Origin of the sequence: Arthrobacter sp. ISL-28 (assembly GCF_018613875.1) — a bacterium.
Lineage (GTDB): Bacteria > Actinomycetota > Actinomycetes > Actinomycetales > Micrococcaceae > Arthrobacter.
This window is the reverse complement of sequence record NZ_JAGGPJ010000040.1, coordinates 1-25,460: the sequence shown is the minus strand read 5'-3', so window position 1 is coordinate 25,460 and position 25,460 is coordinate 1. Positions and strand designations below refer to the sequence as shown.

The 25,460-nt window shown below is 62.3% G+C and carries 23 protein-coding genes and 1 pseudogene; 6 read left to right on the top strand and 18 right to left on the bottom strand.

All coding sequences use genetic code 11. The annotated features are described in order from the left end of the window. Positions 1-104: 104 nt before the first annotated feature. The 5 genes from tpiA to tkt all read right to left on the bottom strand — a co-directional run bounded on the left by tpiA (position 105) and on the right by tkt (position 5,033). A complete protein-coding gene (gene tpiA, locus J7E80_RS21420) occupies positions 105-917 on the bottom strand; it encodes a triose-phosphate isomerase (RefSeq protein ID WP_215054229.1) in 813 nt (270 codons plus the stop codon). Positions 918-1,026: 109 nt separating this feature from the next. Beyond that, complete coding sequence (locus tag J7E80_RS21415) at positions 1,027-1,338, bottom strand: putative quinol monooxygenase (protein WP_215054228.1); 312 nt, start codon at positions 1,336-1,338, stop codon at positions 1,027-1,029. 102 nt (positions 1,339-1,440) lie between these two features. After that, complete coding sequence (locus J7E80_RS21410) at positions 1,441-1,647, bottom strand: hypothetical protein (RefSeq protein WP_215054227.1); 207 nt, start codon at positions 1,645-1,647, stop codon at positions 1,441-1,443. 90 nt (positions 1,648-1,737) lie between these two features. Next, positions 1,738-2,853, bottom strand: a complete 1,116-nt coding sequence (gene tal, locus J7E80_RS21405; protein ID WP_215054226.1) for a transaldolase — start codon at positions 2,851-2,853, stop codon at positions 1,738-1,740. A gap of 29 nt (positions 2,854-2,882) precedes the next feature. Beyond that, positions 2,883-5,033, bottom strand: coding sequence for a transketolase (gene tkt, locus J7E80_RS21400; protein ID WP_215054225.1), 2,151 nt, complete (start codon positions 5,031-5,033; stop codon positions 2,883-2,885). 175 nt (positions 5,034-5,208) lie between these two features. Between tkt and ribB the strand changes: the two are divergent. Continuing rightward, positions 5,209-5,808, top strand: a pseudogene (ribB, locus tag J7E80_RS21395) (3,4-dihydroxy-2-butanone-4-phosphate synthase); the annotation flags it as partial. Between the two features lie 33 nt (positions 5,809-5,841). On the opposite strand, the gene J7E80_RS21390 reads toward ribB, so the two are convergent. The 9 genes from J7E80_RS21390 to J7E80_RS21350 form a co-directional block, all read right to left on the bottom strand. Next, complete coding sequence (locus J7E80_RS21390) at positions 5,842-6,612, bottom strand: SDR family oxidoreductase (protein ID WP_251037210.1); 771 nt, start codon at positions 6,610-6,612, stop codon at positions 5,842-5,844. 17 nt (positions 6,613-6,629) lie between these two features. After that, on the bottom strand, positions 6,630-7,610 hold the full coding sequence (locus J7E80_RS21385; RefSeq protein WP_311380908.1) for a sugar-binding transcriptional regulator: 981 nt from the start codon (positions 7,608-7,610) through the stop codon (positions 6,630-6,632). Positions 7,611-7,668: 58 nt separating this feature from the next. Then, positions 7,669-9,156, bottom strand: a complete 1,488-nt coding sequence (locus J7E80_RS21380) for a sugar ABC transporter ATP-binding protein (protein WP_215054222.1) — start codon at positions 9,154-9,156, stop codon at positions 7,669-7,671. Positions 9,157-9,227: 71 nt separating this feature from the next. Next, positions 9,228-10,190 carry a substrate-binding domain-containing protein gene (locus J7E80_RS21375; protein ID WP_215054221.1) on the bottom strand — a complete coding sequence of 321 codons (963 nt, stop codon included), beginning with the start codon at positions 10,188-10,190 and terminating at the stop codon, positions 9,228-9,230. A gap of 67 nt (positions 10,191-10,257) precedes the next feature. Then, a complete protein-coding gene (locus tag J7E80_RS21370; protein ID WP_251037209.1) occupies positions 10,258-11,184 on the bottom strand; it encodes an ABC transporter permease in 927 nt (308 codons plus the stop codon). A 117-nt stretch (positions 11,185-11,301) separates the two neighbouring features. Continuing rightward, entirely contained in the window at positions 11,302-12,108 is an 807-nt protein-coding gene (locus tag J7E80_RS21365; RefSeq protein ID WP_215054219.1) for an SDR family NAD(P)-dependent oxidoreductase, read from the bottom strand. Between the two features lie 5 nt (positions 12,109-12,113). Next, on the bottom strand, positions 12,114-13,670 hold the full coding sequence (locus J7E80_RS21360; RefSeq protein WP_215054218.1) for an FGGY family carbohydrate kinase: 1,557 nt from the start codon (positions 13,668-13,670) through the stop codon (positions 12,114-12,116). After that, positions 13,663-14,634, bottom strand: coding sequence for a transketolase family protein (locus J7E80_RS21355; protein WP_215054217.1), 972 nt, complete (start codon positions 14,632-14,634; stop codon positions 13,663-13,665). The genes J7E80_RS21360 and J7E80_RS21355 overlap by 8 nt, the downstream gene beginning before the upstream one ends. After that, complete coding sequence (locus J7E80_RS21350) at positions 14,631-15,509, bottom strand: transketolase (protein ID WP_215054216.1); 879 nt, start codon at positions 15,507-15,509, stop codon at positions 14,631-14,633. Before J7E80_RS21350 ends, J7E80_RS21355 begins: the two co-directional genes overlap by 4 nt. 166 nt (positions 15,510-15,675) lie before the next feature. Between J7E80_RS21350 and J7E80_RS21345 the strand changes: the two genes are divergently transcribed. The 5 genes from J7E80_RS21345 to J7E80_RS21325 all read left to right on the top strand — a co-directional run bounded on the left by J7E80_RS21345 (position 15,676) and on the right by J7E80_RS21325 (position 21,130). Beyond that, positions 15,676-16,170, top strand: coding sequence for a ribose-5-phosphate isomerase (locus tag J7E80_RS21345; protein WP_215054215.1), 495 nt, complete (start codon positions 15,676-15,678; stop codon positions 16,168-16,170). Between the two features lie 198 nt (positions 16,171-16,368). Continuing rightward, complete coding sequence (locus tag J7E80_RS21340) at positions 16,369-16,821, top strand: 6,7-dimethyl-8-ribityllumazine synthase (RefSeq protein WP_215054214.1); 453 nt, start codon at positions 16,369-16,371, stop codon at positions 16,819-16,821. Positions 16,822-17,585: 764 nt separating this feature from the next. Next, on the top strand, positions 17,586-18,866 hold the full coding sequence (locus tag J7E80_RS21335; protein WP_215054213.1) for a glycosyltransferase: 1,281 nt from the start codon (positions 17,586-17,588) through the stop codon (positions 18,864-18,866). Between the two features lie 1,076 nt (positions 18,867-19,942). After that, positions 19,943-20,257 carry a DUF3892 domain-containing protein gene (locus J7E80_RS21330; protein ID WP_251037208.1) on the top strand — a complete coding sequence of 105 codons (315 nt, stop codon included), beginning with the start codon at positions 19,943-19,945 and terminating at the stop codon, positions 20,255-20,257. 111 nt (positions 20,258-20,368) lie between these two features. After that, positions 20,369-21,130 carry an adenylate/guanylate cyclase domain-containing protein gene (locus J7E80_RS21325; protein ID WP_215054212.1) on the top strand — a complete coding sequence of 254 codons (762 nt, stop codon included), beginning with the start codon at positions 20,369-20,371 and terminating at the stop codon, positions 21,128-21,130. 1 nt (position 21,131) lies between these two features. On the opposite strand, the gene J7E80_RS21320 is transcribed toward J7E80_RS21325, so the two are convergent. The 4 genes from J7E80_RS21320 to J7E80_RS21305 all read right to left on the bottom strand — a co-directional run. Then, a complete protein-coding gene (locus J7E80_RS21320) occupies positions 21,132-21,851 on the bottom strand; it encodes an antibiotic biosynthesis monooxygenase (protein WP_215054211.1) in 720 nt (239 codons plus the stop codon). 83 nt (positions 21,852-21,934) lie between these two features. After that, a complete protein-coding gene (locus J7E80_RS21315; protein ID WP_215054210.1) occupies positions 21,935-22,393 on the bottom strand; it encodes a hypothetical protein in 459 nt (152 codons plus the stop codon). A gap of 124 nt (positions 22,394-22,517) precedes the next feature. After that, positions 22,518-23,969 carry an FAD-binding protein gene (locus J7E80_RS21310; RefSeq protein WP_215054209.1) on the bottom strand — a complete coding sequence of 484 codons (1,452 nt, stop codon included), beginning with the start codon at positions 23,967-23,969 and terminating at the stop codon, positions 22,518-22,520. A 63-nt stretch (positions 23,970-24,032) separates the two neighbouring features. Continuing rightward, positions 24,033-25,460 (bottom strand): aldehyde dehydrogenase (locus tag J7E80_RS21305; RefSeq protein WP_215054208.1); only part of this gene is annotated, 1,428 nt, incomplete at its 5' end.

Below are 25,460 nucleotides of genomic sequence, written 5' to 3'. Positions count from 1 at the left end.
GGAAAGGAAGAATTGCCGGTTGAAGACTTCGAGGGGTGCGGTGCAAGCGGCGTCGCACCCCTCGGGCCGTCGGCAAGGTGGGTCGTCTGAGAACAGAATGTGGTTTAGCCGGCCAGTTGGCGCTCGAAACCTGCGATGTTGGCAAATTCAGCGGCATCAAGGCTGGCCCCGCCGACCAGGACGCCGTCGACGTCGGTCTCGTTCAAGATGGCTGGGGCGCTGGCTGCCTTGACCGAGCCGCCATAGAGGAGCCGGGTCTTGGCTGCGGCATCCGTGTCGAAGAGGCTGGCAAGTTCGGCGCGGATCGCGCCGCACTTCTCCTGTGCGTCTTCCGGGCCGGCGCCTTCCCCGGTCCCGATGGCCCACACGGGCTCGTAGGCAACCACGAGCCGGGCGGCCTGCTCGGTGGAGAGACCGTCGACGCCGGCGCGCAGCTGGGCCAGGGTGTGCTGGACGTGGGTGCCGGCCTGCCGGATGTCCAGACCTTCGCCGACGCACAGCACCGGAGTGAGCTCGTGGCGGTAGGCTGCGCGGACCTTGGCGTTGAGTGTTTCATCGGTTTCGCTGTGGATGGTGCGCCGTTCACTGTGACCCACGAGTACGTACTTACAGCCGAGCTTGGCCAGGAACTGGCCGCTGATGTCACCGGTGTAGGCGCCTGAGTCGAACTGGGAAAGGTCCTGTCCGCCGGTGACCAGGTCCAATCCATCATCCTGGATCAGGGTTTGCACGGCGCTCAGAGTGGTAAAGGGCGGAAAGACTGCAACTTCCACCCGGCCGTAACCGTGCTTTGCCTCAGAAAGGGCCTCGGCCAGGTGTTGCAGCAGGCTGCTGCCCTGGGCATGGTCCATGTTCATCTTCCAGTTGCCGGCAATAAGCGGCGTGCGCCCAGAGTGGGCACCAGTGATTTCATTCATAACTTTCTCCAAAGTGTTGATGTGCAGCCTTGAGTCGTTTGGCGGCTGTTGTACGTGGGGCTTCGGGTGGGACAATCCTGTTGTCCGCCAGGGCCCTTTGGTGAGGCACTCAGAGTTCTCCCTGGCTGGGGTTTCCTGCTGGGAGAGCCTTTAGCCGTGTGACTTCAACCGGTTTTTGCAGCAGCCCTTTGAGTGCGGTGTTGAGGCGTTTAACTGCTGCCCCTGCCTCGTGCTCATCGAGCAGCTCGGCCGATTCCCACTTCTCAATCATGAGAATCTGGCCGTCCGGTGATTCGTGGATGGCATAGAGCAGGCAGCCCGGCTCCTGGTGCACTTCGGCAATTGCTGGGCGGAGGGCACCTACGACCTGGTCAAATGCCCCTTCCTTAGGCGTAAAAAGGGCTGTTACGGCTATCGACATTCAGTGGGCTCTCTTTAGTTGGTGTGCTGTCTGTTCAAAGTTCGATCACGGCAGCGGTATCGCTGGCGGCCCCCAGGAGTGCCATGTGTCTTGGGCATGTTGCTAGGATTCCGGTGCTGCATCGAAGCCGTCGTCAACGTGAAAGAGTTTTCGTCCGCTTCCCACCGTGAGAACCCAGACGAAGGCGCCGTCATCGGTGCGTGCGTCAACAACACCCTGGTATTGATCTCCGCCTGCCCCTGTAAGCCTTACTTTCTGGCCTGGGTACAGTTGCCGCCAGTGGCGTTCCCGCGTTCTTGCGCCTTTCATGAGTGTTTCCTTTACTGCTGTATGACGCTTTGCTTCCTAGGTTGGTGCTCGCGATTCTCTGCTGAGCAAGCCGCTGGCAGAGAATGCAGGTCAGCGCTTCCGTGCGGAGGCGAGGGCACCTTCGACGTCGGCCAGCAGTTCCTTCCAGCTGGCGACGAACTTGTCGAGGCCTTCGGATTCGAGGAGCGCGACGACGTCGTTGTAGGAGACCCCGAGGTTTTCCAGGGCGTTGAGCGTGGCGTTGGCTTCTTTATAGGTGCCGGTCACGGTGTCGCCGGTGATGACGCCGTGGTCGAAGGTGGCGTCCAGGGTCTTTCCGGGCATGGTGTTCACGACACCGGGTGCGACGAGTTCGGTGACGTAGAGGGTGTCCGGGTATGCCGGGTCCTTCACGCCGGTCGAAGCCCACAGCGGACGCTGCGGCAGGGCGCCGGCCTCGGCCAGGACGGCCCAGCGCTCGGTAGCGAACTGCTCTTCGTAGACCTGGTAGGCCAGGCGTGCGTTGGCCAGGCCGGCCTTGCCCTTGAGGGCCTTGGCTTCCTCGGTGCCGATGGCGTTGAGGCGCTTGTCGATCTCGGTGTCCACGCGGGAGACGAAGAACGAGGCGACGGAGTGGATCTTGGACAGATCGTGGCCGTTGTCTCTGGCCTGCTCCAGGCCGCACTGGAAAGCGTTGATGACCGCGCGGTAGCGCTCGAGGGAGAAGATCAGGGTCACGTTGACGCTGATGCCCTCGGCGAGGGTGGCCGTGATGGCCTCGAGGCCTTCAAGGGTCGCGGGGATCTTGATCAGGACGTTGTCCTTGTTGACCTTCTTGTACAGGTGCTTGGCCTCGGCGATGGTGCCGGCGGTGTCCCAGGCCAGGCGCGGGTCAACCTCGATGGAGACGCGGCCGTCAACACCATTGGTCGCAGCGGCGACCGGGGCGAACAGGTCGCAGGCGTCGGCGACGTCGGTGGTGGTGATCTCGAAGATGGTGTCCTCGATGGATGCGCCGGCCGCTGCCTCCTTGGCGATGACGGCGTCGTAGTCGTGGCCGGTGGTTATCGCGGCGTGGAAGATGGAGGGGTTCGTGGTGACACCCACAACGTTCTTCTCTTCGATCAGCTTCTGCAGCGTGCCGGTCTTGAGGCGGCCGCGGGAGAGGTCATCGAGCCAGATGGAAACGCCGGCGTCGGAGAGCTGCTGGGTGGGGGTGGTATTCATGTCAATTTCTCCTTGAAACTGGGGTGCTGTCAGGACTGGAGTCCGGCGAGGGAATCCTTGGCGGCGGCGGTGACAGCTTCCGCGGTGATGCCGAATTCCTGGAAGAGGCGCTTGTAGTCGGCGGAGGCACCGTAGTGCTCGAGGCTGATGGAGCGTCCGGCGTCGCCGACGAACTCCTTCCAGCCCAGGGCCAGACCGGCTTCGACCGAGACGCGGGCCTTGACCGCTGCGGGCAGGACTGCCTCGCGGTAGGCGGCGTCCTGCTTGTTGAACCACTCGACGCACGGCATGGACACCACGCGGGTGGCGATGCCCTCGGCCTGCAGCGCTTCGCGGGCCTGGACGGCAAGCTGGACCTCGGATCCGGTGCCGATCAGGATGACCTGCGGCTCTGCGCTCTGGCCGTCCTTGGACGCCTCGGCAAGGACGTAGCCGCCCTTTGCCACGCCGGCGGTCGACCCGAAGGTGTCGCCGGTGGCGTCGCCTTCGCCGCGTTCCCAGGTGGGAATGTTCTGGCGGGTCAGAACGATGCCTGCCGGGTTCTCGTGGTTGGCGAGCATGGCCTTCCACGCTGCCGCGACCTCGTTGGCGTCACCCGGGCGGACAACGTCCAGGCCCACGATGGCGCGCAGGGAGGCCAGCTGCTCCACCGGCTGGTGGGTGGGGCCGTCCTCGCCGAGGCCGATCGAGTCGTGCGTCCAGACGTACAGCGACGGCACGCCCATGAGCGCGCCGAGGCGGATGGCGGGGCGCTGGTAGTCGCTGAAGATCAGGAACGTGCCGGAGAACGCGCGGGTCTTGCCGTGCAGGGCGATGCCGTTCACGATCGAGGCGGCGGCGTGCTCGCGGATGCCGAAGTGCAGCACCCGGCCGTAGGGGTTGCCGGACCAGGCGTCCGTCTGCTTGGAGGCGGGAACGAACGACGGCGAGCCTTCGATCGTGGTGTTGTTCGACTCCGCGAGGTCGGCCGAACCGCCCCACAGTTCCGGCATGACCGGGCCGATGGCGTTCAGGACCTTCCCGGAGGCGGCGCGGGTGGAAACGTCCTTGCCGGCGGGGAAGACGGGCAGGGCAGCGTCCAGTTCGGACGGCAGCTCGCGGGCCTCGACGCGCTCGAGCAGGGCAGCGGCCTCGGGGTTGGCGGACTGCCAGGCAGCGAAGGACTCTTCCCATGCCTTGCGGGCGTGGGCACCGCGGTCAACGACGCCGCGGGCGTGGGCCAGCACGTCCTCGTCCACCTCGAAAGACTTCTCCGGGTCGAAGCCCAGGACTTCCTTGAGTGCTGCAACTTCTTCCGAACCCAGGGCCGAGCCGTGGATCTTGCCGGTGTTCTGCTTCTTCGGCGCGGGGTAGCCGATGATGGTGCGCAGCGAAACGATGGAGGGCTTGGACGTTTCAGCCTTGGCCGCCAGCAGCGCCGAGTGCAGCTCCTGGATGTCTTCCTTGTATTCGCCCGTCTTGGTCCAGTCGACGCGCTGCGTATGCCAGCCGTAGGACTCGTAGCGCTTCAGGACATCCTCGGTGAAGGCGATGTCGGTGTCGTCCTCGATGGAGATGTGGTTCTCGTCGTAGATCACCACGAGGTTGCCCAGTTCCTGGTGGCCCGCGAGGGAGGAGGCCTCGGAGGTAACACCTTCCTGCAGGTCGCCGTCGGACGCGATGACCCAGACGGTGTGGTCGAACGGGCTGGTGCCGGGGGCGGCGTCGGCGTCGAACAGGCCGCGCTGACGGCGCTGGGAGTAGGCGAAGCCCACAGAGGACGCGAGGCCCTGGCCGAGCGGGCCGGTGGTGATCTCCACGCCGGCCGTGTGCTTGTACTCAGGGTGGCCCGGGGTAAGCGAACCCCAGGTCCGCAGCGCCTGCAGGTCCTTCAGCTCCAGGCCGTAGCCGGAAAGGAAAAGCTGGATGTACAGGGTCAGGGACGTGTGGCCAGGGGACAAGATAAACCGGTCACGCCCGATCCACTCCGGGTTCTGCGGATCATGGCGCATCAGCTTCTGAAAGAGAAGATATGCGGCCGGAGCCAGGCTCATCGCGGTGCCGGGGTGACCGTTGCCCACCTTCTCCACGGCATCGGCGGCCAGCACACGCACAGTGTCCACTGCACGCTGGTCCAGGTCAGTCCAGGACAGTCCGCGGGAAGCGGTATGGCCGGAGGCAGGAACGTTTTCTGCTGACATGTGAATCGTGCTCTCGTTAGACGCAGGGGATGAGGATGAGGCTGACCTTCCACGTTTCTGGGAAGATGGGTCAGCCTGCCGCCGGGTACGTTCCGGGGCATAATGCAGTAGTGAATCATTATTCACTACTGCATTTATATGAACTATAGATTTGGAAAAATCAGACAGGAAAAACATGGCACTTGCTGACATCGATGAGGCAGTCTCTGCCCTCCAGGCCGGACAGCCGATCATCGCGGTGGACGATGAGGACCGGGAGAACGAGGGCGACATCATCATGGCCGCCCAGCACGCAACGCCCGAGTGGCTTGCCTGGATCATCCGGGTTTCCAGCGGCTTCGTGTGTGCGCCGATGACGAACGAACTGGCCGACGCCCTGGAGCTGCCGCTGATGACGGAGGACAACAAGGACTCCCTCCGCACGGCATACACGATCACTGTGGATGCCGCCGGCCAATCAACGACCGGCATCAGCGCGACCGACCGGGCACGGACCTTGCAGGTTCTCGCGGATCCTTCCTCCGGCCCGACAAACCTGATCCGTCCCGGCCACATCCTCCCCCTTCGTGCCGTCGATGGGGGTGTGCGGCAGCGTCCCGGCCACACCGAAGCCGCCGTTGACCTGCTGAAGCTCGCCGGCCTCACCCCTGTTGGTGTCATCGCCGAAGTCGTCGCCGAAGACGGTGAAATGATGCGGCTTCCCGGACTCCTGGACCTGGGGCGCGAAAAGGGCTTGCCCGTGATCAGCATCGCCCAGCTGGCGGCCGCCCTGGATAACTGACCCAGGGCCGCCACCGGACGGCACCGGCTATTGGGCGCAGAAACCGCCGTCGACCAGGAGGTCGATGCCGGTACAGAACGATGCTGCGTCCGAGAGGAGGAACACCGCCGGGCCGGCCATTTCGGACGGGTCGGCGATGCGCTTCATCGGCGTCTCACTGGCGAAAATCTCCATCTGGTGGACCATCTCGGGCCGGGAGTTCATCTTGGTCATGGTGTACCCGGGGCTGAGGGCGTTGACGCGGATACCTCGCTCAGCCCATTCCATGGCCAGGGATTTGCTCAGGTGGATAACAGCGGCTTTGGCGCTGTTGTAGTGCGCCTGCAGCAGGCCACGGTTGACGATAGTCCCTGACATGGAGGCGATATTCACGATGGAGCCGCCGCCGTTCCGCAGCATGGCGCGGCCTTCGGCCTGGCAGCTGAGGAAGACCCCGGTGACGTCAATGTCATAGACCTTCTGCCACTGCGCCAGCGGCATGTCCTCGGCAGGTGCGGCGTTCGCTATTCCGGCAGAGTTGACGGCCAGGGTGAGCGGGCCAAGGTCGGCTTCGATCTTAGCGACGGCTTCTTCAAGTTCATCCGCCTTCGTCACGTCTGCCGCGACGAAGATGGCCCGTCCGCCGGCTTCCTTGATGCGGTACACGGTTTCGTCCGGTCCTTCTCCCGGGAGGTCAACGATGCCGATGGCGCCGCTTTGCTGCGCGATGCCGAACGCGATGGCCTGCCCGATGCCGGACCCGCCTCCGGTCACGAGAGCTGTCCGCCCGTCCAGGGCGAAGCTGAGTTTCGGGTTCAATTGCTGTCCTTTAAGTTTTAGGGCGCCTTGTCTGATTCCAGCTTCAGCGCGGTCGTTTTGTCCGTGATAAGTACGTTGATCCATTTGCCTTCAACGGCCGCCCGTATCGCGGCGTACTTCCTGGTGCCGCCGGCGATGCCGATGCGCCTGTCTACCCTGAGCATCTGCTCAGGGCTGATGCCCAGGACCCTGTCATTGAGTTCGGATTCGATGAGTTTTCCGTGTCTGTCGAAGAACCGAAGGCAGATGTCGCCTACCGCTCCCGAGGCTGCAAGGGCGTTGAGGTTGGATTCGTTGAGTGAATTGCCTGACTGGACCAGCAGCGGTGATGGTTCGATGCTTCCGATGCCCACCAGAAGGGTGTCCAGCCGATCCCAGTCAGCGGCAACCTCAGCGACGAAGGGATCCTCCAGTAGGGCGTCACGGCCGCTGCGGCTGGAAACAATCCCGGGAGCCGGAAGGTAGCGGGGGGTGCCCTTGGTGACCGTTGCCAGCCGGTCCGCCAGGTGCGTCGCCCGTACCTGAACTTCCGGATTCCCCACCCCGCCGATGACCTGGACGATGCTCTCTGCGGTCTTGACGTTCCGCGGGGACATGGCGTCCACCGTCGCCAGCAGCGTCGAGGACCAGGACGACAGGCCGACCCTGTTGCCACCGGTGAGCGTCACCTCGAGATACCCTGCCGCCGTAGCACCGATACCCCTGATGATGGCTGCCTCATCCTCAGTGTGCAGGTCGGCGATGACCACAGCCCGCAGCCCGTACTTGGCCGCCACAGCGTCTTCCAGGTCCGACTCCGTTCCGGCTGGTGCCACGACAATGGTCCTCACGATGCCTTCGCGCACCGCGTCGGTGAGCCACCGGGAGACCCGTGACTGGGAGACATTGAGCTTTTCTGCGATGTCGCCCTGGCTCAGGTTCTGCTCGTGGTACATCCTCGCGGCCTTGACCATCAGGCCCAGTTGTTGGGGGGTGAAAGTCCTGGTTCTCGGTGCCACGGCGTTCCTTCGCTTCTCGTCAGGCAAGGGTGCAATTATTTCACGTTCCTCCTTTCTCTTAGAGTGTCGCCAGTGACATGACTTTGGAGGGAGTGGCCTCGGCGGCGTCCAGGATCCCCTGGTTCCGCCCGCGGGCCAGGACCATAACCCGGTGGGCGAGGCCGAGGACTTCCTCGAGGTCGGAGCTGACCACGATGACGGCGTTTCCATTACGGGCCAGGTCGGCCACGACTTCGTAGATGGATGCCCTCGCCCCGACGTCGATGCCGCGGGTGGGTTCATCGAGGATGATCAGGCGCGGATCCCGTTGAAGCCATTTTCCGATCACAATTTTTTGCTGGTTGCCGCCCGAGAGGGAGGACACGGGCAACGCCACGTTGCCCTTCATCCCAATGCCCTTCGCCACGGTTGTGGCGAAATTGCGCACCTTGGACGGTGCTATCCAGCCCGATGAGCTGACCTTGCCCAGGTTGGGCAAGGCAATGTTGTTCTCGATGGTGTCACTGACGACCAGCCCCTGCTGCTTGCGGTCCTCGGGAATCAGCACGACACCTGCTTTAATGGCTGCCATCGGGTCGTCCGGCTTCAGGGCTTTGCCGTCGACGACGACCGTGCCCAGCCGATGCTCGGCGCCGGCTATGGCGCGGACGAGCTCGGTGCGGCCGGCTCCCACGATGCCGGCGATGCCGAAAATTTCCCCGGCCCGGACCGTGAAGGAAACGTCCATGAAGTCCCCGGCCTTGTCATGCAGGTCTTTGACTTCCAGCACGATCTCATCCCTGGGCGGGGGCACTTCGGGGAACAGCCGCTCGACGGGACGTCCGACCATTTCTTCCACCAGCTGGTGGGGGGAAACTTCACCGGAGGCGTGTTCAGTGATCTTCCTGCCGTCCCTGAGCACGACGATGCGGTCGGCGATCAAGGCGATTTCCGCGAGGCGGTGGCTGACGTAGATGAATGATACGCCTTCGGCCTTCAGGGCCCGGACGCACTCGAACAGGGCGTCAGTTTCGGCCTGGCCCAGTGCGGCGGTGGGCTCATCGAGGATGAGCAGTGAGGCATCGAGCATCAGGGCTTTGGCGATCTCGACCTGCTGCTGGCCGGCGACACTGAGGTCCCGGACCTTGGCGTCCATGCTGCCGTTGAAGCCCAGGCGCTTGAGCTGGTTCTTGGCTTTCTCGCGCATGGTCCGGGCGTCGAGGAACCCGTTGCGCATCGGCCACCGTCCGACCATGACGTTCTCGGCAACGGTCAGGTCAGGCAACAGCCGCATTTCCTGGTGGATCAGGCCGATCCCGGCTTCGATGGCGTCGCCGGGGGACGTCGGAGCGTACGGTTCCCCGTTCCAGGTCATGGTCCCCGTGGTCGGCTGGGTGACCCCGGCGATAATGCTGGAGAGCGTTGACTTGCCGGCCCCGTTTTCTCCGAGCAGGGCAACAACTTCCCCGGGGTTGATGTCCAGGTCAATGTCCTGGACGGCGATAGTCCCGGGATATTCTTTCGTGGCGCCGCGGACGCGAAGTCCGCGGTTGTCCGCAGTAGGCATTTGGAGCTCCATTGGCTAGAGAAACGGCCTGGACGGGTGGTGCCCCGGCGGGGCACCACCCGCGGGACGGGTTAGGGGTGCTTGGCGATGAAGGGGTCGACGTTCTCCTTCGTGGTCAGGACGCCTTCCTGAAGCTGCTCAGCCGGAAGCTGCTCACCGTTGGCCAGCTTGATCGCGGATTCAAGGGCGAGCTTTCCCATTCCCTGCGTCGGCTGGGTGATGGTCGCGGCCAAGGTGCCGTTCTTGACCGCTTCCAGACCGGCCTTGTCGCCGTCGAACCCGACGATCGTGACACCCTTGACACCGGCGTTACGGACGGCCTGAGCTGCCCCGAGGGCCAGAGCGTCGGCACGGCCAAAGAAGATGTTGATGCTCGGATTCGCCTGAAGCATGTCGGTAGCGAGCTGGTAGCCCTCATCCTGGGCCCACTGCTGGGAGGCCTGGCGGGCGACTTCCTTGATGCCGGGGAACTGCTTCATGGCCTCCTTGAAGCCGGTGTCACGGGCGACTTCAGGGGTCGTTCCGATCTGGCCCTGGATCACGCCGAGCTGTCCCTTGCCATCGACCTGCTTGCCGACCCATTCGCCCAAGGTCTTCGCGGCCCCGACGCTGTCGGTGGCGATGAAGGTGTCACCGGGTGCGCCTTCTGGGTTGCGGTCAACAGCAACGATGGGAATGTTCGCTGACTTGGCCGCGCGGACCGGGACAGTTGCCGCAGTCGCACCGGCGGGGATGTAGATGATCGCGTCCACCTGCTGCGTGATGAAGTCCTGGATCTGCGAAACCTGGGTGTTGGAGTCACCCTTTGCGTCGGCGACGACGACCTTGACGTTTTGTTCCTTCGCGGCCGCTTCGACGGACTGGCGGATCTGGTTGAAGAAGTCGGCTTGCTGGTTTGCTACGGCCAGGCCGATGGTCTTCTGCTCCCCGCCGCCGCCACCGCCTCCGCCGGTGCCGGCGTTTCCGCCGCCGCAGGCTGCGAGGGAAAAGGTGGTGGCCACGGCAACCGCGGCTACTGCAATTTTCTTAAACATTTCATCTCCATTGATAAATCCGATTTGGGTACTGCTTGGTTGGTGGTGCTGGTGAGGGATGGACCGGTTAGGCCTTCTTGCGGCGCAGCACGTCCGCCATTACGGCGATGGCGATGACGAGGCCGATGACAATCTGCTGAATGAACGGTGAAACACCCAGAAGGTTCAGGCCGTTGCGCAGCACACCGATCAACAGAACACCAATGATCGTTCCGCCGATGCGTCCGACACCGCCATTCAGGCTTGCGCCACCGATGACAACAGCGGCGATGACGTCCAGCTCATATCCCAGTCCCGCGCTGGGCTGGGAGGAATCCAGACGGCTGGCCAACGCGATTCCGCCAAGGCCGGCCAGGGCACCTGCCGCGACATAAACCCAGATCGTGACCTTCTTAACGTGAATGCCGGCCAGGCGGGCGACTTCTGCGCCGCCGCCGATGGCGTAGATGGAGCGTCCGGAGGCCCGGTACTTCAGCCACGCCCAAGCGGCCAGGTACAAGGCCACCACGACCAGCAGCGTGACGGAGAAGAACCCGAGGTACCTTTCGGAGGAAAGGTTGAAGAACCACTCCGGGTATCCGACGATCTGCTGGCCGTCGGTGATCAGGTTCGCCAAGCCTCGCGCTATGGAGAGCATGGCCAAAGTGGCGATGAACGGTGGCAGGTTGGCGCAGGTAATACCCAGTCCGTTGAGGGACCCGGCGAGGGCGCCTACGGCGATGGCTGCCAGCATGGCGGCCCACATTGGCCAGCCGCCCTGGTGGGAGAGCCAGCCCAGGACCATGGTGGAGAGCCCGAGGACAGCACCCACTGACAGGTCGATGCCGCCGGTGATGATGACCGCTGTTGCTCCGACCGACAGGATGCCAAGAACGGTCACCTGGTCCAGGATGTTGATGAGGTTGCGGCCGGTGAGGAAGAACGGCGAGGCGAAGCTCAGGACGATGAACAGGGCGATCAGGCCCAGCAGGGCCCCGCCGCTACCCGAAAACATGCGTGCACTGAGTTGTGAAAACATTGGCGCCTTTGCGCCGTTTACCTGGGGTGCTCCACCGGGCCGGTGGGCTAGTTGTTGACTCATGATTGACTCCGTTGGCAGTAGAGGTTGGCCCTAGTTCATGAACATTCCGCCATCAATATTGATGGCCTGTCCGGTGATGTAGCTGCCCGCGTCCGATGCGAGGAACAGCAGCAGGTTCGCCACGTCGGTTGCTTCGGCGGGGCGCTTGAGCGGTATGCCGTCGATCCACTCCTGGATCAGCTCGCCGGGCTTGTAGTCACCCAGCCGGCTGCCCCATTCACGGTCGTTGTATTCCCACATCTCGGTCTTGACGATGCCGGGACAGTAGCTGTTGACCCGGACACCGGACGGGGCCAGTTCCTTGGCCAGGGACTGGGTAAGACCGATGACGCCGAACTTGCTGGCCGCGTAGTGAGGCGTGAAGATAAACCCTTGCCGACCCTGTCCGCTGGAGGCATTGAGAATGACCCCGTGCTTGCTGGCTTTCAGCAGCGGAGCCGCTTCCCGGCAGCACAGGAACACAGCCGTGGTGTTGACCGCCAGGACTTTGTTAAATTCCTCCAGGCTAAGGTCTTCGAGATTCGAGATGGTGATGATCCCGGCGTTGTTCACCAGGATGTCGAGCCCACTCCAAAGCTCTACGGTCTTGGCAAACGCCGCTTTGACCTGGTTCTCGTCGGTGACATCGGCTATCGCGTGCTCAACGTCAAAACCTGCTGCCCTAAGCTTCTCAGCGGACTCGCTGACCTGGGGGCTGCGGTCAACAAGGAGCACCGATGCACCGGCTTCGGCGAAGGCCTGGCCGATGCCGTAGCCGATGCCGCTGGCTCCGCCGGTTACCAGGGCACGGCGCCCTTTGAAGTGGCCCTGAAAAATCTCAGATCCGATGGTGTTCATTGGTGTCACTCCGTTACTGCCGGGGCCAATGCGGCGTGCATTGTGCCGGGTGAGTTGGGGGCCAGGGTGGTTTCTTCCGGGGACCAGCGTGCTTTGGCCACCGCCCGGGACCAGCTTGATCGCCTGCGGCCCGCGTCGTGGACCGCCATGGCCGGCGCGATCGCCGTCCTGTTCCGCGGGAGATTTTCAACTGCCTCCGGGCTGAGCAGCCCGGTCTCGATCGCGGCCATGTGGGCGACGCCCAGCGCTGAAAGATCCGGTACCGCGCTGCGCAGCACGGTGCGCTGGCTCAGGTCGGACTGCAGCTGCATCAGCCAGGCATTGGAAGTCGGTCCGCCATCGGCCAGAACGGAACTGATGCGCGGCGAGACCGATTTCTCGGCCGCCCGCAGCACATCTTCGATCTGCAGGGCAATGGATTCGAACGCGGCCCGGGCCAGGTGGGCCGAGGTCGTGCCGAGGTTGAATCCACTGATCGTGGCTTCTGCCCGTTCATCCCACCAGGGAGCGCCGAGTCCCGCGAACGCCGGGACAAGGTTGACCCCGCCGCTGTCCTCGACTGTCCGAGCCAGTGAGTCCAGATGCGAAACATCACAATCAAGCACTTGAGACAGCCAAACCGCGGTCGCACCGGTGGCAAGGATGTTCCCTTCGAAGGCATACCGGGGTGCGCCGTCATGCCAAGCCAGCGTCCTCACCAGCCCGCCCATATCGGCGGGATGAACTTCGTCCTGGAGCAGGCCCATGACCGAGCTGCCCGTGCCGTAGGTTGCCTTGACCGTTCCAGGGCCCCGGACACCGTGTGCATACAGCGCCGAGTGTGAATCGCCCATGACCGCCTGCACCCGGGAGCCGCCGGCTAGGCCGCCCAACAACGGCGAACTCGCCGCGTTGGACCCCACGACCTTCGGGAGGACCTGACGAGGCACGTTGAAGAGTTCCAGCAATTGCTGATCCCAATCGACTGTATCCAGGTTCAAAAGTTGGGTGCGGCTTGCGTTACCTGCCTCGATCCTGTGTTCACCGGTCAGGCAGCTCAGCAGCCAGGAATCGACGGTTCCGGCCGCGATCTTCCCCGCCTTGCTGAGCCGGCGGTCCGGGTCAGCGTCATCGAGCAGCCACTGGATTTTCAGGGCTGAGAACATCGGGTCGATCGGCAGGCCGGTGGAGCGGCGGACCAGGTCGCCTGCGCCGTCGCCGATCAGGTTTTTTGCCTGTTCGGCCGTCCGGCGGTCCTGCCAACCCAGAACCGGTCCCAGAGGCTGGCCGGTTTCACGGTCCCAGATCATTGCTGACTCGCGCTGGGTGCTCACACCCAGGCCCAGAACCGTGTTGTCCAGTCCGTTGAGGCTGTCGGTGACCGCCTTAACTGCGCTGTCGCGTATGACGAGCGGGTCCTGTTCGACCCACCCGGGCTGGGGATGCTGCTGCGTGAGACTGACCTGCGCCCGGGCGATGATGCCGCCCGAGCCATCCATGACCAGGGCCTTCGTTGCGCTCGTGCCTTGGTCCACCGCAACGACAACGGCGGATCCGGCAGCGGCAGGGGCCAGGTTAGTCACGGTTCAGGACCTCACGGGCCGCAGCTACGATGTGGTCGGCGGAAAGGCCGAAGTGGTCCAGGAGGAAGGCCGTGCTGCCGGTGGGAGAAAAATGGTCCTTGAGGCCGAGGATCCGCATCGGAACGCGGGCGCCGTCTTCCAGCTGGCCTACGACGCTGGCTACTGCCGCGCCAAGGCCGCCGGCGACATTGGCTTCCTCCGCGGTGATGATCCCACCAGTCTGGCGGGCCGCGTCCTTGATGGCATCCTCGTCCAGCGGGCTCAGGTAGGCGGCGTTCAGGACACGCGCCGAGACGCCCTCGGCGGCGAGTGATGCAGCGGCCCACAGAGCACGGGACACCTCGGTGCCGGTGGCGATCAGGGTTACGTCGGTGCCTTCGCGGGCGACGACGAACTTTCCGCGTTCCAGCCCTGCGTTGTCCCCGGACACCTGCGGAACCTTGAACCGGCCCACACGGATGTACGTCGGCCGCGGGTCGGCCACGGCGTTGCGGAGCGCGGAGCGGGTCTGCGGACCGTCGGCCGGGACGACGATGTCAAGTCCCGGCAGCGGCCGCAGCCAGGAAAAGTCCTCGACGGAGTGATGGGTCGGGCCAAGTTCACCGTAGGCCATGCCCGGGCTCATGCCGCACAGGATGACGTTGTGCTGGCTGTAGGCGACGTCTGCCTTGATCTGTTCCAGTGCGCGTCCGGTCAGGAAGGGTCCCGCTGCGCACACGAAGGGAATGAAGCCGGCGTTGGCCAGACCTGCGCCGACACCGACCATGTTCTGCTCGGCGATGCCGACGTTGATCAGCCGGTCCGGGAACTCCTCACGGAATTTGGTCAGGTTGCTGGAGCCGACAGAGTCGTTGCAGACGGCGACGACTCGGTCGTTGGCCCGGGCCAGATTGATGAGTTCATCCGCGAAGTCCTGGCGGTTGTCGAACGTGGGTGCGTCGGTCTGGACGGTTGTTGTCGTCATGACAGCTCCTGAAAAGCCTGAAGGGTTTGTTCTTTGGACGGTACTTTGTGGTGCCATTCGACGCGGTCTTCGATGAAGGAGACGCCTTTGCCCTTGATGGTGTTGGCGATGACAGCGACGGGGGAGCCTGTGGTGGACGGCCTCGTGGCCTCGATGAGTTCGTTGTAGTTGTGGCCGTCGACGACCCGCACTTCCATGCCGAAGGCGGCGAGCCGGGCATCGAGCGGGTCCAGTCCGTTGGTTTCTTCCGTCCGCGCGCCCTGCTGGAGCCGATTGCGGTCAACAATGAGGGTCAGGTTGTCCAGCTTCTGGTGGGAGGCGCACATCAGCGCTTCCCAGTTGCTGCCCTCCTGCATTTCACCATCGCCCGTGACGACGAAGACGCGGGTGCCGTTGCCCAGCAGCTTGGCGCCGATTGCCGTGCCGACGGCCACCGGGAGGCCATGGCCCAGCGGGCCGGTGTTCGTTTCCACGCCGGGGACCTTCACCCTGTTCGGGTGACCGTTCAATGCCGACAGCGGCGCCATGAAGGTGTCCAGCTCTGCCACGGGAAAGAAGCCGCTGTGGGCAAGAGTCGAGTACAGCGCAGCTGCACAGTGGCCCTTGCTGAGGATGAAGTGATCCCGGTCTTCCTTGCGGTGATCCTCGGGATCGACGTTCATGACAGCGTCAAAAAGGACGGTCAGGATGTCGGTGACGGAGAAGTCTCCGCCGATATGCCCCTGACCAGAGTCGGAAATCATTTTCAGGATCGAGCGGCGGGTGGCCTGGGCGCGCTCGTGCAACTTCTCGGCGCGGAAGTCGGCGTCACCGGCCAAGACCTCCTGGCGGAGGGATCGCCAGGACGCGGCCTGGGAAGCATCTGCAGTTAACATTTTGCATATCCATTCAGTAGTGACTGTATGTGCAATAATGTTACGCATGCCACATTTCCCTGTCAATACACTTCTTGGGGGAGGGGGTTGACAGAGGGGCATCTCGTACCGGGAGAGCACTGGCCCGTTTGGCTCAGGCTCTTTATGAAAAGAAAAGGAAGCTACAGTGACCGAATCTCCTGCATTTCTGCGGGTCCACATCGCCACCGACCACGCCGGGATGGCGCTGAGCGCCCACCTGCTCAGGCACCTGTCGGAGAAGGGCTACGACGTGATAGATCACGGCCCCCGGGAATACGACGCCCTGGACGACTACCCGTCGTTCTGCATCAACGCGGCCCTGGCAGTGGCAGCGGACCAGGAAGCAGGCATCCACGCGCTGGGCGTCGTCCTGGGCGGGTCCGGGAATGGCGAGCAAATCGCCGCCAACAAGGTCAGGGGCGTTCGCGCCGCCCTGGCGTGGAACCACTCCACCGCCACGCTGGCCCGGCAGCACAACGATGCCAACGTTGTAGCCATCGGCGGACGCCAACACAGCGTCGAGGAGGCCACGGAGCTGATCGAGGCCTTCCTGCAGGAACCCTTCAGCAACGACGAACGCCACATGCGCCGCATCGGCAAGATTGCGACCTACGAGACCACCGGCGAAGTCATCGGGTAACTACTGCCGGGGTAGTGACGTACGCCGAAAGCTTGCGATCCGTGGTGGCGGGGGCTCGGGCCGCCAGTATCCACAGTGAATGACGGAACAAATCACCACTGTGCCTGCGCCCCCGGTCCCGACCTTGAACACATATCCGCAAAGGTCAGTATCAGCGTGAAAGAATCCTCCAATAACCTCCGAAGAAAGGAACCTACCTTGTCACCTTCCGCCACTTCCTCTTTCCGGGTAGCGATCGTCAGTGCCCAATGGCATGCCGACATCGTCGATCGCGCCGTGGACAGCTTCCAGACGCGACTCAAGGAACTCGGCGTAAGCAACGTGGATGTCTACCAGGTGCCAGGGGCCTTCGAAATTCCGCTATTCGTCCGACGGCTTGCAGCGTCCGGCCGATACGATGCTGTCGCCACCTCCGCCCTGGTGGTTGACGGAGGTATCTATCGCCACGAATTTGTTGCACAAAGCGTCGTAGAGGCCCTCATGAAAGTTCAGTTGGAAACGGACGTACCAGTATTCTCCGGTGTCCTAACTCCTCACCACTTTCACGAGCACGAAGAGCACCGCAACTACTTTTCCCAGCATTTCGTGACCAAGGGGAAGGAACTGGCAGACGCTCTCGCCTCAACTCTCACATCATTGGCGGCCCTGTAGGTCAATGAGCTCATTTAGATGACCCGGCTGGAACTTTAGGCCTGCTTGGCGGCATCACTGCAGGGCTCTGAGATCAACCGGCGCCGACCCCGACGGCGCCCAACTCGTCCAGTTGTTCCTCTGCCCATGTCGAAATGACGACTGGTTCCGGCACCAGGCTCTGAGCTGGGCTCACGCGGAAACAACTCGTGAAGCGGGACGTTGGGCCTCGACCCCTGCCTCGCGGGACCGACCAAAGGGTGTCACCACACTACAGATCTGCCCCTTCTCAGCGCAGCTTGCGTAACGTGGACTATCGGCCATCGATCCGGTCGTGCATATGCTTGCCTTGGGATGTTTCCGCTCCCAGGAAGCCTGTCAGCAGTCGCTAACAGGCTTCCTAAGTTTTGAGGCACAGGCTGCGCTCCGCTGACATTTGCGTGGTGAAACCTATCGCGGCAACTCGAACCTGCCGAGTCTCCAGACGCCGTATTTTCGCGTCGCTCTCGGCTGATCCCCGAACGCCGATAATGGACCATATGTCGGCTTGCTCGGGAATCCTGCCTTCCTGAGGAGGCCATCGCCACAGGTTGATTCCGTTTAAGGATCATACGTGCGGGCAGTTGCCCACGCTGTCGATCGTCGCTGCCGGTAATCCAGGACTTCAAGGTCCTGATCGCTTTCGACGGATGTTAGGTCGATGCCGTTGGGCCAGGAGGGCCGGGTCGATAAGGCAGGATGGGCTTGCGGGCGAGCACACGTCACACCTGGGAGGAGACTTACCGATGAAGGTTCTGATCATGACACTGGGGACCCGCGGTGACGTCCAACCGTTCGTAGCGCTGGCACGCGGACTGCTCGCCGCGGGGCACGACGTGGTCCTCGCGGCGCCACACCGTTTCGGAGGGTTCGCCGCTGTGCATGGCGTGCCGTTCGCGGGCGTGGACGACGGGCCGATGCGGTTGATGGACGACCCGGCAAATGCCGGCGTGCTGATCGAGGGCGGGATCCGCGCCCGGCTGCGGCAGGCACGGACCATGCCAGCGATGTTCACCCAAGTGCTGGCTGACTGCTGGGCCGTCGCTTCGCACGGCGCGGGCGCTGGTGCGGATGTCGTGGTGCACAACGGCCAGATCATCGCCGGGCAGCATGTGGCCGAGGCACTCGGTGTGCCGGCGGTGCTGGCTCTGCCGATACCCGTGTACGTGCCGACCAGGGAGTTTGCCTGGCCGGGCGTGGGCTTGCCGACGCGGCTGCCTGCCGTGCTCAATCGGGCTACGTACTTGGGGATGAAGGCCCCCGCAGCGATCTTCGGACGGGTCGTCGACCGGTGGCGCGAGGACACTCTTGGCCTCCCGCACCGCCGCGGACGGCACGACCCCTTGCGCCGCCCGGACAACGGCCGGGCCCCGGTGCTGCACGCGTTCAGTCCCGCGGTGCTGCCCCCGCCATCCGACTGGCCGAACACAGTGCACACCACCAGCTACTGGTTCCTCCCGTCCCCGGACGAGGCCCTGCCGCCGCAAGTCGCGGACTTCCTCAGTGCCGGCGACCCGCCGGTGTTCATCGGTTTCGGCTCGATGTCCGGCCCTGACCCCGCCCGTAGCACCGCTCTGGTCCTGGAAGCCGCACGCCTGGCAGGCAAGCGCCTCGTGATCGGCACAGGATGGGGCGGACTGAACAGCGCGCGATGCGAGGGCGTTCTCTCCGTGAAGGAGGTGGACTACCGGAGCTTGTTCCCCCACATGGCTGCCGTGGCGCACCACGGTGGCGCCGGCACATGCGGCACCGCATTCGCCGCCGGGCGCCCGCAAGTGGTGTGCCCATTCGTCGCCGACCAGCCGTTCTGGGCTCGGCTGGCATACCGCCGCGGTGTCGCTCCCGCACCACAGCCGCAACGCCACCTCACCGCCGCAGCCCTCGCCGCCGCTATCATCACGGCCACCACAGATGCCGGCATGGCACGCGCTGCCGAACAGTTGGGCCGCCGTGTACGTGCCGAGGACGGGGTATCGGCAGCGGTGACGGCTCTGGAGCGCATTACCGCGTCACCCCAATGCGGGTGACCCATCCCGAACTCACCGAGCCCACCAACTGGCACCGGACTGCCGGGTCCCGTCAGTCCTGGACCCGGGTGTAATCCGCTAACGCGCCTATGACGCGGGCCGGCAAACGGGGATCGGGGAGTTTGTGATCGTCCCGCAAAGATGACCAATGGGCCAAGTCCTGCCGAACAGCCAGTCAATGCGCGTCCTCCGCACTTGCAAGTCAGACTGTACGCATTCATCTGAGCTGCCAGCACAGTGGTCCTGGGTCAGGCCGCCTCAGCGGTCCTGAATGATGTGGCTTGCCAGCCTAGATGACGAGACTGACAACCCAGTTGGCGAGCCGAGGATCGTGGCTGAAGCGGAGTGTGTCTGAGCCTTGTTGGGCAACGGCGAAGGCAGCTGACCGGGGGACGTGCCTGTCTGAGCAGATCGCGAGCGGATCATGTTGCCACGGGAATTGGCGGTGAGTTCAATTCCAGCGTCGTTCAGGGTCCAACACGTAGTATGGCGATCCTGGTGACATTTTCATACCGACAATTTACCAACTCGCTGACGGGATTCGCCAAGTCCTTTGGCAATCCGCCAACAAGGCTGACAATCCACAAATGAGGTTGACATGCTCACGATACCGGGGCGCCAATAAAACGCCGATATCCGGCGTTTCGTCAGGTTGGCGATGCGTATTGATGGCCGGGATGCCGGCCACGGCTGGATACCAACCCCAGCCCTTTGTCACCGTCTAGAAATGAAGGTTAGCTGGTCCAGCCAAACGAGACTGGAACCTGGGCTGAGGGCCAGAGAACGCCGGTGACAAACGCCCAGCCCTTAGGTAAGCCGCGACGACAACCGGGCAGATAGATGCGGGAGTCTCTCGTCTAGTGACAGCCCACTTCAAACGCCGATAAGCGTGATTACGTCAAGTAAATCATTTGAAGCTTCAACCAACCCCCTCCCAGCGGTGTCCGACCTCCGTTCTGTTGACAAGATTCTCGATGGTTGGCATCCAGTTCCACACGCCCCGGCGCCGCTCGGCAAGTTGAGCGCTTCTTGATCCAATCTTGATATGCAATTGAGAAACATTTGCAATAGTTGACATGGGAAAAGCGGCAACGGAATCAATAGGAGAAGTGTTGGCTGTACGGAATACACATGTTCGTCTTTCGGGCTCGATCGATCATGAGAACATCACTCATTTTCGCTGGGTTGAGGAAGAGAGTTCCAAGACGGGATCGATCGCAAAGGCCTCGCTGGTCGAATGGATCGATATTCAGGGTGGGCGCGCATACGTAGGCTCACCAAACGGTAGAGCTGACGTTGGGGTTATCAGACCCCAGGGCCGAGTTCCCTACCTTCGGACTTACGCGGATGGCGAATGGAACAACAATCTGCTCTCGCTCCCCCGCTTCTAGAGTTCAAGAAGGTACGTGCCAGAAAGAATGTCGTTGGCCAACGATATGTTTCGTTCAGCTTGCCTCGTCCCCTAGTTCGGAGAGCACATGATGACTGAGTACACTGCCGGCATGTTCGGCGACGCCGTCATGGGTGATTTCTCGATTCGTCGTGCAAATAACGGCGTCATGAAAGAGTCTCTCCGCGCTTCCGCGGCTCTGGAGACCAAAGTGCTCGGTCACCCAGCGTTCGAGGCGCTGCGTGTCGGGGAGCGTCTGACTTCACCCATGGTGGTGGTGTTCATCGATCTGACCGACTTCACAGGCCGCAGCTTCTGGGACGACGAGACAGAAGTTGCGGACCTAGCCCACGCCCTCCTCACCGGGTTCATACAAACAGTAACCGCGTTCGGCGGCTTCCCCCTTGGACTCCGCGGCGACGGACTGTTTGCCGGCTTCGGTCCGGGCAATGCTCAAATCGACAGCGTCATGGCGTTAAGCGCCTGCGCCTTTGCCCTGGACGCGGTACAAAATGAAGTAAATCCACGGTTGCAACGCAAGAACATCGAGCCAGTCCAAGCCCGGGCCGGCCTGGACTACGGACGCATAACCTTTGTTCGTAGCGGGAACCACGAGCACAGCGAGGTCAACCCCTTGGGGTTCGCCGCCAATTTCGCAGCGAAATGCGAAAAGCAGGCAAAATCTTGGGAGATCGTGATCGGCCAGGGTATCGCCCAGCAAGTGCCCGATTCCACGACGTATAGCCGGCACGAAAAATCACCGAAGTCCTACCAGCGAGCCGGAGCCAAACATCCGCAGCCTCAGCCCGGCCACCCGGTCCGGGGTTTGGTGGGCGACCGGGCTGTACTGCTGCGTAGCTTCCGCCTGAATTGAGTTAGTGGCGCGACCAGCCGCGATGCGCGCCATCGGCGCTGAGGTGGTTACGTTCGCCGGGCTTGTGCACAATCTGCACGTGCAGATCCGAGTGGACTTCTCCCAGTGCTGTTAACTTTTCCATTACTTCCGATTCCACCCAGGCCTGGGCTTCTTCGGCACTCCTCCAGTGGGTCAGTACAAGGTAGCGAGCGGGTGCAAGCTGCGGGAACTCCTGAAGCGGCCCAGCCAACTGGAACGGTTGATTCTCGAACTTCCCGGCCAGCGTCTCGAACGGCATGGTGTCGAATTCGCTTAGTCCCTGGTCGATGGCCTCGAATAGTGTCTGCAGCTCGTCTTCGGACAAAGCGGTTTGACGCGACAGCGAGATCTCGCTGAAGATGGGGCCCTCAAGTGCCTCTCCAATCTCGGGCAGGCGCCATTTCCGGATGTAGTAGGCATCGAACCACTCCTCATGAGCACGCGACATGACCGGTTGGTGGCTTCTGGCCTTATACCAATTGTCCATATCAACTGAAGATTCAAATTTTCCGCAGAAGTACATCCACTCCGAATGTGCGATCGGGCCGCCAATCACTCCCACGAAGCCTGGCTGTGCGGCAACTACTCGCCCAATTGCCTCTTGGGCTTTCCAGAATCGGTCCTCAGGCCCTTTCGCTAGCTGCATGCAAGCTTCCATGGTGGTCAACGTTTGTGGGCTTGCGACGGGCTGACTGCTCATTTTTGTAGCTCCTAAAGCCAAGTGGGTGGGTGGGTGAGAGGATCCAAATTAACCATATATCGATTTTGTATTTTCCGTCACAGTTACAGCATAACCATCCGGTGCGGGTTGTACGGGAGCCAGGGCGGACATGAGTGTCCTGCGGCCTGGCCGCGGGTCCAAGCACCGGCATCCGTAAGCTGACAGATTTGATGAGAAAGCTGACATCTGAATGCCACATGGACATCAATGTCCGTGTGCCATTCATAAACGTCGTCCATCGCCTTGTATAGACCTGCCCCGATCTCGTCTAGCTCCATTGGACCGTGGTGAGCCGCCTCTACGGCCACGGCCAGTGGCCCAGTGCCGCCCTTCTTTCGGCGGCTGTTGTAGAACGCGGTCTTACCCTCTTCCAGCGAACCCCCAACGGTGGCATGGAGGATTGGGCGTTGCTCCAAGGCTGCTTTCGCCTCGGTGAGTGCGGCCAGGGTATTCGCCTTCGTTGCGGGACGCACTGTTTCGGATTCGGATACCAGTTTTTTGGCAGCTGAATCATGGTTCAAGCGCTCATGTTGGCTGTCACGGTATTTCCGACGACCAGATTGTCTCCGTTGATCAGTTCCGCGCACAGATCCACAACGTGCTGTTCAAGCCACGCGGCCCGTATTCACAGGTCCTTCTCCAGACTTACCGCAGCGATTGGATACTCTCCGCAAAGGCAGAAGCATCGCGTACGGCAAAAGCGTGCTGGGCTGCAAGGCGTCCGAACGTCAGGCATCGCAGGACAGAGGTTGCAACCGGGTAGGCATGATAGAAAGCACCCGTCAGTTCGCCTGCCGCGTATAGGCCTGGGATGGGCACTCCGGAAGGGGTAACCACCCGGGAGTCAGTATCCGTTCGAAGGCCGCCGAAGGTGAAGCAGATGACTCCCGTCAGGGGAAAGCCGATATACGGCGCTTCGTCCAGGGGAACCGCCCAATTGGATTTAGGCGGCGTAATGCCTTCTGTATGTTTGCTATCAAGACGGCGCCAGTCAAACGCATCGTCCGTTACAGCCGCGTTGAACTCCTCGAGGGTTTTACGGACGGATTCAAAGTCGAGCCCCAACTTCTCAGCGAGTTCCTCAAGAGTGTCAGCCCTTTCCGGTGCAAGGTCGCTCAGCCAGCCATGCTCGATGTTCGGAATTGCCAGTGTCTTCGCGTCAGCAATCCAGTAGGCCTTTTGGTTCTGGTTCTTCCAAATTTCGTAGCCGATTTTCTCGAACGAATTGTCCCAGGTTTCGGCGCCTTCGTCATAGAACCGCTGGCCCTGTTCATTGACGAAGATTCCGGTTGTAAAGGTATAGATGACCGAGTCGGCCGCTTGGCTTCTGGTGTCCGAAGGCTCGGCATGGATCATGTCGAACTGTCCTGCCGTGTCTGCGCCGAGCTCGAGTGCCATGCGTAGCCCGTCGCCTCGATTGCCCTGAGTGCCGGGCGCAATTTGCGGAAGGTCACATGCCCTGTCCCCCAAGTACCGGGTAAGCATTTCCGGGTTGCCCTGAAAACCTCCTGATGCCAACACAACTGAGGGCGCGGAAAGCGTTCTCAGCAGGCCCTCGCTGTTTCTGACGACGACACCGTTAACTTGTCCATCATCAGAGGTCGTCAGGCGTACTGCTTCGGTCTCATACAGGAAGTCAACGTTCTGGTACTGCTCCAGCGCGGTCGAGAGGGCCTCAACGATGGCCACGCCCCCGCCCTCCGGGCGCCCGGGAGGGGTGATTCCGGCCACGCCATTGTCGAAGGTGTGAGCGAGCGGAAACTCCTCGAACAAGAGCTTGACTCCATGATCCCTCAGGAATTTTATCGTGGTCGGCGTTTCGGCCTCGAGTTTCCGGCAGTACTCTCGATCAGAAAGCCCGCCCGATACCTCCGTCATGAAGTCGACCCAGTTAGGGTCCAGGTTTCCTTCGGGGTCGATCCTTAGGAATGCTCCGGTCCAGCGTGTAGCGCCGCCGCGCTGTTCGCGTGGTCCACGGTCCAGGATCGCAATGCGGCCTGGGTGAGGATCAGAGGCCGCAAGTTCTGCATAAGCCAGCGTTGCGGCCAACCCGGCGGCGCCGTGACCGACGACGATGAAGTTGTATTTGTCTGACATGAGTGCTCCTAAATCTCCGTTGATTTGTGTGAACTGGGCCAGGTGAATCTAGTGTTTCCTGGGTTATCGAAGGGAGAACGGGTCCGTGATTGCGTTCTCGTTTGACTCGAACCAGATCGATTTGGGCTGCGTGAACTCTGCAAATCCATCAAGGCCGTTTTCGCGGCCGTGTCCGCTGTCTTTCAGCCCGCCAAAGGGGGTGGCGTACTGAAGGGTGCGGTAGGTGTTCACCCATACAGTTCCAGCCTCCAACTCTCTGGATACGTGGTGGGCCCGCCGGAAGTCGTTCGTCCACACCCCTGCTGCGAGGCCAAATGGAGAATCGTTGGCGATGGCCACGGCTTCGTCATCGTCACTGAAGCGGATCACGGAGAGCACCGGGCCGAAGAGTTCCGTCCTTGCGACCTCCATCTCGTTCGTGACGCCGTCAAGGACTGTCGGCGCGAAGAACAGGCCTTTTGCTGGAACGGGTGCGTCCACCCCGCCGGCCAGCACCTCTGCACCATCTGCTATAGCACCCTTGACGCGTTGGATAACTCCGTCAAGGATTTTCGGCTGGGACATCGGCCCCATCTCCGTTTCCGCCTTGGCTGGATCACCCAGTCGGATTGAACGGGCACGTTGGGATACCAAATGGACCAACTCGTCCGCGATGCTTTCGTGAACGAGCAACCGCGAGCCAGCGATGCAGGTTTGTCCTGCGGCAGCGAAGATGCCTGTGACTACGCCGTCGACTGCTCGGTGAACATCGACGTCTTCGAAGAAGATATTGGCGGATTTGCCGCCCAGCTCAAGGACCGTTTGTTTGAGGCCTTCCGCAGCCCGCGCGGATACAAATCCCGCCGAGTCAACGCCGCCCGTAAAGAAGACCTTGCGGACGAGAGGATGTCCGACCAGCGAGTCTCCCGCTTCGGCTCCATATCCGTGGACTATATTCAGAACTCCGTCCGGCAGGCCGGCTTCCTTGGCAAGTCGGGCCAACAGCAGCAACGACTGTGAATTGACCTCCGGGGGTTTAACAACCACGGTGTTGCCTGCCGCGATGGCCGGGGCGAGACTCATAGAGCCCAACATCATCGGTGAATTAAACGCAGGAATCACACCGATGACGCCGTAGGGCTCGCGGATGGTTACCGCCAAGAGCGTTGTGCTGTCGTGTGGAATCTGCCGCCCCTCCATCTGGTAGGACAACGACGCATAATAGTGATACCAGTTGCGAAGCATCAGTTGCTGGGTTTTCACTTCGCGGATGACTTTTCCGGCGTCCCTTGACTCTAGTTGGGCCAGCTGGTCCGCGTGTTCACCGATAAGGTCACCGAGTCTCCACAATATTTGGGCCCTCATGCTCGGACCAGTACGGCGCCATCTCAAGAACGCGCGCTGTGCACTCTGGACGGCGTGGTCGATGTCCCTAGCATCGCCGCGGCCTATTTCAGCCCATGGCTCCTCTGTCATAGGGTCGAAGCTCGGTAGATACTGACCGGAGGCTGG

What these genes read in the sequence shown, in the direction of transcription:
- tpiA (WP_215054229.1), bottom strand. Translation starts at nt 917, where the DNA reads ATGAATGAAATCACTGGTGCCCACTCTGGGCGCACGCCGCTTATTGCC.
- J7E80_RS21415 (WP_215054228.1), bottom strand. Translation starts at nt 1,338, where the DNA reads ATGTCGATAGCCGTAACAGCCCTTTTTACGCCTAAGGAAGGGGCATTT.
- J7E80_RS21410 (WP_215054227.1), bottom strand. Translation starts at nt 1,647, where the DNA reads ATGAAAGGCGCAAGAACGCGGGAACGCCACTGGCGGCAACTGTACCCA.
- tal (WP_215054226.1), bottom strand. Translation starts at nt 2,853, where the DNA reads ATGAATACCACCCCCACCCAGCAGCTCTCCGACGCCGGCGTTTCCATC.
- tkt (WP_215054225.1), bottom strand. Translation starts at nt 5,033, where the DNA reads ATGTCAGCAGAAAACGTTCCTGCCTCCGGCCATACCGCTTCCCGCGGA.
- J7E80_RS21380 (WP_215054222.1), bottom strand. Translation starts at nt 9,156, where the DNA reads ATGCCTACTGCGGACAACCGCGGACTTCGCGTCCGCGGCGCCACGAAA.
- J7E80_RS21375 (WP_215054221.1), bottom strand. Translation starts at nt 10,190, where the DNA reads ATGTTTAAGAAAATTGCAGTAGCCGCGGTTGCCGTGGCCACCACCTTT.
- J7E80_RS21370 (WP_251037209.1), bottom strand. Translation starts at nt 11,184, where the DNA reads ATGTTTTCGGGTAGCGGCGGGGCCCTGCTGGGCCTGATCGCCCTGTTC.
- J7E80_RS21365 (WP_215054219.1), bottom strand. Translation starts at nt 12,108, where the DNA reads ATGAACACCATCGGATCTGAGATTTTTCAGGGCCACTTCAAAGGGCGC.
- J7E80_RS21355 (WP_215054217.1), bottom strand. Translation starts at nt 14,634, where the DNA reads ATGACGACAACAACCGTCCAGACCGACGCACCCACGTTCGACAACCGC.
- J7E80_RS21350 (WP_215054216.1), bottom strand. Translation starts at nt 15,509, where the DNA reads ATGTTAACTGCAGATGCTTCCCAGGCCGCGTCCTGGCGATCCCTCCGC.
- J7E80_RS21335 (WP_215054213.1), top strand. Translation starts at nt 17,586, where the DNA reads ATGAAGGTTCTGATCATGACACTGGGGACCCGCGGTGACGTCCAACCG.
- J7E80_RS21330 (WP_251037208.1), top strand. Translation starts at nt 19,943, where the DNA reads ATGGGAAAAGCGGCAACGGAATCAATAGGAGAAGTGTTGGCTGTACGG.
- J7E80_RS21325 (WP_215054212.1), top strand. Translation starts at nt 20,369, where the DNA reads ATGTTCGGCGACGCCGTCATGGGTGATTTCTCGATTCGTCGTGCAAAT.
- J7E80_RS21320 (WP_215054211.1), bottom strand. Translation starts at nt 21,851, where the DNA reads ATGAGCAGTCAGCCCGTCGCAAGCCCACAAACGTTGACCACCATGGAA.
- J7E80_RS21310 (WP_215054209.1), bottom strand. Translation starts at nt 23,969, where the DNA reads ATGTCAGACAAATACAACTTCATCGTCGTCGGTCACGGCGCCGCCGGG.